The sequence below is a fragment of the Mesorhizobium sp. M1A.F.Ca.IN.020.06.1.1 genome (assembly GCF_004023265.1).
Classification (GTDB): Bacteria; Pseudomonadota; Alphaproteobacteria; order Rhizobiales; family Rhizobiaceae; genus Mesorhizobium.
Genome location: NZ_RZSR01000190.1, coordinates 1 through 7,836, shown reverse-complemented (window position 1 = coordinate 7,836; position 7,836 = coordinate 1). Strand labels below are relative to the sequence as shown.

At 65.0% G+C, this 7,836-nt stretch carries 8 protein-coding genes; 4 read left to right on the top strand and 4 right to left on the bottom strand.

Going from position 1 to position 7,836, the window contains the following annotated elements:
• Nucleotides 1–118: 118 nt before the first annotated feature.
• The 3 genes from EOA60_RS37490 to EOA60_RS11205 all read right to left on the bottom strand — a co-directional run bounded on the left by EOA60_RS37490 (nt 119) and on the right by EOA60_RS11205 (nt 3,708).
• Nucleotides 119–262 (bottom strand): hypothetical protein, encoded by a 144-nt coding sequence (locus EOA60_RS37490; RefSeq protein WP_156751089.1) that lies wholly within the window; start codon nt 260–262, stop codon nt 119–121.
• A gap of 185 nt (nt 263–447) precedes the next feature.
• On the bottom strand, nt 448–2,277 hold the full coding sequence (locus EOA60_RS11210; RefSeq protein ID WP_164896067.1) for a tetratricopeptide repeat protein: 1,830 nt from the start codon (nt 2,275–2,277) through the stop codon (nt 448–450).
• A 186-nt stretch (nt 2,278–2,463) separates the two neighbouring features.
• A complete protein-coding gene (locus EOA60_RS11205) occupies nt 2,464–3,708 on the bottom strand; it encodes a cytochrome-c peroxidase (protein WP_245322373.1) in 1,245 nt (414 codons plus the stop codon).
• Between the two features lie 206 nt (nt 3,709–3,914).
• On the opposite strand from EOA60_RS11205, the gene EOA60_RS11200 reads away from it, so the two are divergent.
• The 4 genes from EOA60_RS11200 (at nt 3,915) to EOA60_RS11185 (ending at nt 7,211) form a co-directional block, all read left to right on the top strand.
• On the top strand, nt 3,915–4,337 hold the full coding sequence (locus EOA60_RS11200) for an OsmC family protein (protein ID WP_095824642.1): 423 nt from the start codon (nt 3,915–3,917) through the stop codon (nt 4,335–4,337).
• A 6-nt stretch (nt 4,338–4,343) separates the two neighbouring features.
• Nucleotides 4,344–4,871: a hypothetical protein gene (locus EOA60_RS11195; RefSeq protein ID WP_095824641.1), complete on the top strand. Its 528-nt coding sequence runs from the start codon at nt 4,344–4,346 to the stop codon at nt 4,869–4,871.
• An 86-nt stretch (nt 4,872–4,957) separates the two neighbouring features.
• Nucleotides 4,958–6,388, top strand: a complete 1,431-nt coding sequence (locus tag EOA60_RS11190; RefSeq protein WP_095824640.1) for a patatin-like phospholipase family protein — start codon at nt 4,958–4,960, stop codon at nt 6,386–6,388.
• Nucleotides 6,389–6,467: 79 nt separating this feature from the next.
• The gene (locus EOA60_RS11185) at nt 6,468–7,211 is read left to right on the top strand and encodes a 2OG-Fe(II) oxygenase (protein WP_095824686.1); all 744 of its coding nucleotides are present in this window, start codon (nt 6,468–6,470) and stop codon (nt 7,209–7,211) included.
• A 28-nt stretch (nt 7,212–7,239) separates the two neighbouring features.
• Here the strand turns inward: EOA60_RS11185 and EOA60_RS11180 are convergent, their stop codons facing one another.
• Nucleotides 7,240–7,566 carry a GYD domain-containing protein gene (locus EOA60_RS11180; protein WP_164747035.1) on the bottom strand — a complete coding sequence of 109 codons (327 nt, stop codon included), beginning with the start codon at nt 7,564–7,566 and terminating at the stop codon, nt 7,240–7,242.
• Nucleotides 7,567–7,836: the final 270 nt, after the last annotated feature.

Here is a 7,836-nt window from a genome sequence, read left to right as displayed (position 1 = left end):
GTGGTGAACCGCTACGCGTCGGCGGGGTGAGGCACTTGAATCAATCTGGCAGCACGCCGTCTCAACCGCTTGTTCGCTTGTCGTTTCCCGGCGAATTGCGAACCGTCAGTGCCATGCCTTATCCGCCTGGATGCGACGCCAGCGCGTTGGTTTCCCGATACCCCGCTTCGTCGTTGGCCGCGGCGGCGAACCGCCGGGCTTCGTGCGACGTGAGACCGATGAGCGCGCGCCCGGCATGTTCGGCGGGCTTGTCATTGGCCATGTCGAGCACCGCCCAGCTATGATGAGGCGGTTCTTGCACCGCTACGAATCTCATTTGAGCCCCCGCTCTGACGAGATGCTAATGTAGCAGATGCTTTCTGTCGGTCTGTGACTGGCTCACACAGGGTGCGCTTTCCGATCGGTTCAGCAATAGGGCGCTTTATCGCGTCGATATCCTCGAGGTCGCTACGGCAAAGCGTAGAGCGCCTTCAAGGCCATCGTCGCGCCGCGATACTCGACGAAGCTCTTGGGACAATCGCTTACCGCGAGCCGGTAGAGCCGCACCGCCTCGTCGCTGTGCCCCTGCAACCGACTGAGTTCCGCGGTATAGAAATTGGCCTCACACACCTGCCCCTGCCTGGTTTGCGGATTGGGGTCGTCCGCGGCCGCCAGCACCTCGGCCGGCGCTAGGTCGCCGAGCAGCATGCGCGCGACTGGTGCCGGCCATTTCGTCATATCGAGCTTGCCTGTCGCAGCACGCAATTCGCTTTGCCCGCCGGCGTGGCGCTCGGCCAAGTCGCGCCAGATCGCGGAATAAGGATCGTCGGGTTTCAGGGCGGCCAATCGACGAAAATCGTACTGCGCATCTGAGAGCGCGCCCGCATAGAAATGCACCAGGCCGCGGCCCCGGTAGGCGTTGGCGAAGTTGGGATCGAGGCCGATTGCCTGATCGTAGTCGGCGATGGCCTTTTCGTAGTTCCCTTTTGCCGTCCAGCTTTTGGCGCGATTGTAGAAGAATCCCGCATTCTTGCCGTAGATCTCGATGGCCCGGTCGAAATCGGCGATACCGCGGTCGTAGTCGCCCTTGCTGGCCCATACGAAGCCTCGCCAATTGAAAGCACTGGCATCCGTCGGGTCGAGCGCGATGGCCTCGTCATAGTCGGCGGCGGCGCGGTCATTGTCGCCCTTGCGAAGCCAGGCCAAGCCACGGCCGGCATAGGCGCCCTCCAACTTTGGATCGAGAGCGATCGCCTGGTCGAAATCGGCAATGGCGCGGTCGTAGTCGCGTTTCATCGACCAAGCCGAGCCTCGGGCGAAAAAGGTGCCTGCCTGCTTTGAATCAAGGGCGATCGCCTGGTCATAGTCGGCTATGGCTCGGTCGAAATCGCCCTTGTCGATTCGAACTGATCCCCGGGTGCGATAGGCGACGGCGAATTTCGGGTCGAGGCTGATCGAGCTATCGAGGTCGCTCAGCGCCCGGTCGAGATCGCCCGTGTTCCACAAGGCGAGGCCCCTGTTGTAATAGGCGCTCGCATCTTTCGGGTCGGCAGCGATGACCCCGTTGTAGTCGGCGATTGCGCCGTCATAGTCGCGCATATTCGAGCGGGCGTTGCCGCGTCGATAGAGTGCGTGCGCATTGTTCGGATCGAGGCGAATCACCGTCTCGTGATCGGCAAGCGCGCGCGCTTCGTCGCCCATGCCGGCCAGGGCGTCGGCCCGACTGTTCAGGCAATCCACGTCCGTTGGCTTGAGCTTGATGGCCCGATCGAAATCGTCGATGGCACGACCGAGTTCGTTCTTGTTGAACCACGCGTTGCCACGGTTGCAATAGGCACCGGCGTCGGCCGGCGTCAGCCTGAGCACCATGCCGAAGTCTGCAATGGCCCGATCGTTCTCACCTTTGTCGGCCCACGTCACGCCGCGGTTGTAGTAGGGGTCGGCGCCGTTCGGGTCGAGATTGATCGCCTCGTCGTAATCGGTGATGGCTCGATCGGGCTCCCCTTTTCCGCGCCAGGCGTTGCCACGGTTGTAGTACGCGTTGGCGAGTTTCGGATCCATCTTGATCGCCTCGCTGTAGTCGGCGATGGCGCGATCGAGGTCGCCTTGCGCCGCGAAGGCAGTACCGCGTATGACAAAAGCGGCCACGTGATTGCCTTTCGTCTCCGATCGATCCTCGATGACCTGTGTGCAGGCGACGATGCGCCGAGCAGGTTCGACAGTCTTGCCGTCGCAGGCCGGATGATCGTCGTACTCATGGATCGCGGCCGAAGACGGCTCCGCAACGACGAGGGACAACAACATCAACGCCAGCATCGGCCGCACAGGCCGCGGCCATCCCCAACAATGAGTCGCCAACCCCGCCATTCCAAATGCCCCCGTGCGCCGCTACGAGCGGTGCCCGCCGCATTCTAGCAAAGACGCCTCAGCGAGCAATCGCTGGTTGCGTCGTTCGATCGCTTGTCAGCCGCGTCTGACCGAGCCTCACTGCCCGGCCTGGTCCGCGTCGGTCAGCGTGCCGAGGAAAGCGACGATGTCGTCGATCTCGGCGTCGGTCAACGCCGGCTTCTCGCCTGGTTTCCTGCCGTTGAAGGGCGGGTCGGTGTTGAGGTTTCCCCAGTAGGCCTTTGGCAGATCGTCGAATTTCTCGACCGTGCCGTCCGCGTTCTTCGGATACCAGCGCCCCGGATCTGTGTCGCGAGTGACGTAGAAGGCGACAGCCTCGCGCAGCGAGTGGACATAGCCGTTGTGGAAGAAGCTTTTGCGCAGCGCGACATTGCGCAGGGTCGGCGTCTTGAACAGGCCGCAATACTCGCTCCGGCCCTTGAAGTCGGCCCGCAGCGGCCCGCACAGCCCGAGATCGAGATAATTGGGATCGGCGTTGGCCGGGATCGCCTGGTTGCGCGGCACGGCGATGGCGATCAGGCCGTAATCGGTGAATTGCGGCGGCTCGCCGTCATTTGCCGGCTCGCTCAGATGGCAGCTCGCGCAATTGCCTTTGTTTGCGTCCTCGAACAGCGCACGGCCGCGCAACTCCTGCGCGGTCAACTGCGCCTTGCCGGCAAGGAAGGCGTCGTAGCGGCTGGAATAGGGGTAGAAGTCGGCGCTGCTCTGCTCGAAGGTGCCGAGCGCCTCGACCGCCGCGTCGAAGGCATCCTGCTGATGGTCGAAAATATCCGCGCCGAACGCCGCCTTGAACGCGTCGGCATAGGGCGCTTTGCGCAAGGCGGTGACCACGGCGGCTTCATCCTTGTTGCCCATCTCGAACGGCGACAGCAGCGGGATCCTCGCCTGGTCCTTGCCGTGGTCGGCGCGCCCGTCCCAAGTCAATCCGCCGGTCGGGCCATTGTCGACGCTTTCGTCGCCCTCGTCCTCGGAATCGTAGAAATGCTCGGTGAAGGCGGGCGCCGCCTGCAGGTAGCGCAGCGACGGCACCGCTCGCAGGCCAGGCCGGTCGAGGTTCGGCCCGCCCATCTCGACCGGCGCGGCGGAGGACGGACCGAAGGCGTGGTTGGGATCGTGGCAGGACGAGCAGGCCTGTCTGCCCGAAGCCGACAGCGATGGGTCGAAGAACATTTTTCGCCCGATCGCTGTCAGTGCTTCGGCGCGTGCGAAGGCTTGCGTGCGCGACATCGGGCCAGGATGGACGCCATCTGCCGGCTGGCCGGCGGCGGGCCAAAGAACAGCGACGGCGAGAGCGGCGTGCGTGGCAAATTTCCGTGGTGTCATGACCCTCAATCCCGTTTCCATTGGCCCAGCAGCGCGGTGCCGCGGATTGTTGACTGGCGGAGGCAAATTGCCAAGCCGGAACGCGGCAGATCAGCCCTTCCACGGACCACCTCGCACGAAGAGAACCGCAGCTGTGCCCTGGATGGTTGCCGAGATAGATTCCCGTCCGCTATCAATGGCCTCCAAACCCGGACGAAGGACTTTCGATGAGCGAGCTGAAGATCAGAACCCGTGCTACCGGCGCCTGCGCCGTGCTGCCGCCGGGCGGCTTGCCGGCGGTGACGACGCCGACCGGCGGCACGGTCGACGTGGTGACTGCGGTCAGCGCGCCGGGCTTCAACCCGCTCGACCTGCTCTATGCCTCCTTGGCCGCCTGCATGGTGCTGAGCGCCCGCATCGCCGCCACCCGCCTCGGCGCCGCCGACCGGCTTGGCGAGGTGAGGGCGGATGTCGGCGGCGAGAAGGCGAAGGACGAGCCGTCGCGGGTGGAAAGGTTCAATATCCGGTTGGAGATTGCCGGCGACCTCGACGCCGCGACCAAGCAGCGCATCGTCGAGGATGCCGAGACGATCTGCACCGTCTCCAACACGCTTCGCGGCGCGCCGGCGCTGCACGCGACGCTGGGGTGAGGGGCCGTGGCGCATCTCTCTGCGATCGACTATGCGACCGCCTCCGACGAAATCCGCGCAGAGCATGACCGGGAGCTTGCGCTGCGCGGCCGCATGACCAACATGAAGCGCATCCTGCTTCACTCCCCGGCCGCGCACCGCATCTACGCCGAATGGTTCACGCTGCGCGATCTCCTGCGTCCTACGCTCGACGACCGGGCGATCTGGCTGTTTTCGAAGGCGATCGCCGAGACGATGCGCGCCGAGGTCCCGGTCACCTTCTTCCGTCGCGCGCTGATCGATTCCGGCCTCGATCCGGACGCGATCGAACCCAGCCCGGACGAAGCGCTGCTGATGTCCTTCGGCAGGGCGCTCGCCGCCGACGCCAATGCCGTTGCCGACGAGACCTGGGCCGCGCTGAAGGCGCGCTACGACGAAACGCTGCTCGTCAACCTCGTCGCCTTCGCCGGCATCATGGTGGCGACCTGCGTCTTCACCAATGGAGTGAAGGTGGATCTCGATCCGGAACTGGAGGGGTACCGCCGGAACGCTTGAGGTGAAGGACCCCGGGGCTGGCCGTTGCCTTGCTCTGCCTGCTGCGCATAGACTGAGGCCGGGAACGGGCGATCGGGGGGACCTCGATGCGTTGGCGTGTGGGCTTGCTTGTGTTGGCAGCAGCGCTGCTGGCCGGATGTGTCGCCAATGATGTCGAGCCCATCAACACCCATGTGACGCAAGTCGGGCCTGGCTCGCCGGACTACATTCCCGATGCTCCCGCCGACGGGTCGACCGTGGTCGCGCTGTCCTTCTCTGGCGGCGGCACGCGCGCCACCGCCTTCAGCTATGGCGTGCTTCAGGCGCTCGACGATGTCACGGTCGGCAGCGGCGGGCGAGCGCATACGCTGATCGACGACGTGCGCGTCGTCGGCGGCGTTTCTGGCGGTGCGGTGACGGCGGCCTATCTCGGCTACAAAGGGCGTGGTTACCGCGAGCTTCGCAAGCGCTTCTTGCTGCGCGATGCCGAGAGCTCGCTGCACACCGCCAAGCTCGCTCCGGCCAATCTGGCGCGGCTGTGGAAAGGCGGCGTCAACGACCGCAGCACCTTTGCTGCGTGGCTGGACAGGAACCTGTTCGACGGTGCCACTTACAGCGCCTTCAGACGTCCCGGCGCCCCGCTGGTCTGGATCCACGCATCCGACATCTACAACGGGACGGCCTTCGGCTTCACCTACGACCGCTTCGCGGCCATCTGCAGCGATCTCGACAAGCTTCGTATCGCCGATGCGGTGGCGGCCTCGGCGGCGTTCCCCGCGGTGTTCGCGCCGGTTGTCGTCTCGACGACCACGCCGACAACCAGATGCAACTACAAGCAGCCGGACTGGATCCAACGCGGTCTCAACGATCCGGAGGCACCGGAACGGGTCAAGGCCGCGGCTCGCGCCATGGAGTCCTACCAGAACAACGACCGCGTCAACTACATCAAGCTGCTCGACGGCGGATTGACCGACAACATCGCGGTGGTCGGCTTCGCGGAATCGCTCGACATCGCCGGCAGTCCGCACAGCCCGTTGTCGCCGCAGGCGGCGGTGAGGATGCGAACGCTGATCATGATCGTTGCCGATGCGGGCCGCAGGAAAGAACCCGACTGGGTCAAGGTCAAGCAGGGACCGGGCCTGGTCGACATGATCGACGCCACCGCCGGCACCTCGATCGCGTCCTCGGTGCGCGACGAATTCGATTCCCTCAAGCTCGAATTCCGGCTGTGGCGCGAAAAGCTGGTCAAATATCGCTGCAGCCTCCCGGCGGCGGTGGTAGCGCGCTACCGCGGCAGCCTGTCCGGCTGGAAGTGCCGCGACGTCCAGATGGTGGTTGAACTGGTCTCCTTCGCCGACCTGCCGCCAGACGAGGCAGCCGCGCTGAACGTCATCCCGACCCGGCTGAGGCTGACGCCGGAGCAGGTCGAGCGGACCATCCAGGCCGGCCGCGACGCGGTGCGCCTCAACCCGCGCCTGCAGCAGGCATTCCGCCGCGCGCAGGGCCGCTCGGGCTTCGTTGCGGCTGGTTCGCCGTAAAGGTCGCGCCATTTCCGCAGGAATCGGGTGGCCGCCGCTTCGCCTCCGCCCCACTTTGATGGCATCAAAGGAGGCGCTCATGACCGTCCATTCCCTCAACACCAAACGCGCCGGACGCTCCGCCGAATCCCGTGTCGCCGCGCAGGACTGGCACGCGCTCGTCTCCGAGCTCAACGCCCAGGGCTGCGCTGTCGTGCCCGGCCTGCTTTCGCCGGAGGAATGCGCCGAAATCGCCGCGCTCTATCCGCACGAAGAACATTTCCGCAGCCATGTGGTGATGGCGCGCCATGGCTTCGGCAGGGGCGAGTACCGCTATTTCCGTTATCCGCTGCCTGATCTGATCGAGGGCCTGCGCACTGCGCTTTATCCACGGCTCGCCGGCGTTGCCAACGACTGGAACGAGAAGATGGGCGCCGCGCTCCGTTACCCTTCCGACCACGCCGCCTTCCTAAAGCGTTGCCACGACGAGGGCCAAACCAAGCCGACGCCGCTTCTGCTGCAATACGGCCCCGGCGACTTCAACTGTCTGCACCAGGATCTCTATGGCGCGCTCGCCTTTCCGCTGCAGGTGGCGATCCTGCTCTCCGAACCCGGCAAGGATTTCACCGGCGGCGAATTCGTGCTGACCGAGCAGCGCCCGCGCATGCAGAGCCGCGCCGAGGTGGTGCCGCTCAAGCGCGGCGACGCGGTGATCTTCGCCGTGCACAACCGGCCCGTGGAGGGCACGCGAGGTTACTATCGCGTCAACCTGCGCCACGGCGTCAGCCGCCTGCGCTCGGGCAGGCGACATACGCTCGGTATCATCTTCCACGACGCGAGGTGACACCCCTCCGAGGCGGCTTTTCTCGGCTTTACGTTCCAGGCCGCCGATAACGGATCGCTTTCGCCCTGCTTAGCGCGTCCATCGTCTCCTCGACGCTGAGGAGGACGGTGGTCTCGCAGGAGCTGAGTGCCCCTCCGGCACCGATGGCGAGCACGACGGACGCCATCGAAACATTGTCCGGCGCCTCCCACAGGTTCCACCCGTCGTGTTCGCCGAACGCGTACCAGAACCCGTGCAGCTTTCCGCCGACCGATTCTATGTATGAGCTGGCTGCCTTGCGGCGATCCTCGGGGTTTTCGATCATTCGCGCCCAGGTCTCGGGCGTGTAGCTGAAGCGCGTCAGGTACATGGCCATGGTTGACCTCCCTTGCCAGAGCCCATCAAGTGGTTGGCTCCAGCACTAAGCGCTCGATCGGCCGGCGACGCCAATCAATTTCACCGCGGCTGGGTTCTGCCTCGAAGGAATAGTCGAGCGCGCGGATGCGGCGCTTCTGCCTCTTCCCTCCGCAGCCTCATTCGCGTATGCCCCGGGCAAATCCCGCCATCTCAGCGCAGTTTCCCGGACCGCCCCATGATCCGTCTCGAAAATATCGGCAAGCAGAACGGCCGTCAGATCGTCTTCATC

Excerpts from the sequence above, each read along its gene's own strand:
- EOA60_RS11180 (WP_164747035.1), bottom strand. The coding sequence starts at position 7,566 with ATGGCCATGTACCTGACGCGCTTCAGCTACACGCCCGAGACCTGGGCG.
- EOA60_RS11205 (WP_245322373.1), bottom strand. The coding sequence starts at position 3,708 with ATGACACCACGGAAATTTGCCACGCACGCCGCTCTCGCCGTCGCTGTT.
- EOA60_RS11185 (WP_095824686.1), top strand. The coding sequence starts at position 6,468 with ATGACCGTCCATTCCCTCAACACCAAACGCGCCGGACGCTCCGCCGAA.
- EOA60_RS11200 (WP_095824642.1), top strand. The coding sequence starts at position 3,915 with ATGAGCGAGCTGAAGATCAGAACCCGTGCTACCGGCGCCTGCGCCGTG.
- EOA60_RS11190 (WP_095824640.1), top strand. The coding sequence starts at position 4,958 with ATGCGTTGGCGTGTGGGCTTGCTTGTGTTGGCAGCAGCGCTGCTGGCC.
- EOA60_RS37490 (WP_156751089.1), bottom strand. The coding sequence starts at position 262 with ATGGCCAATGACAAGCCCGCCGAACATGCCGGGCGCGCGCTCATCGGT.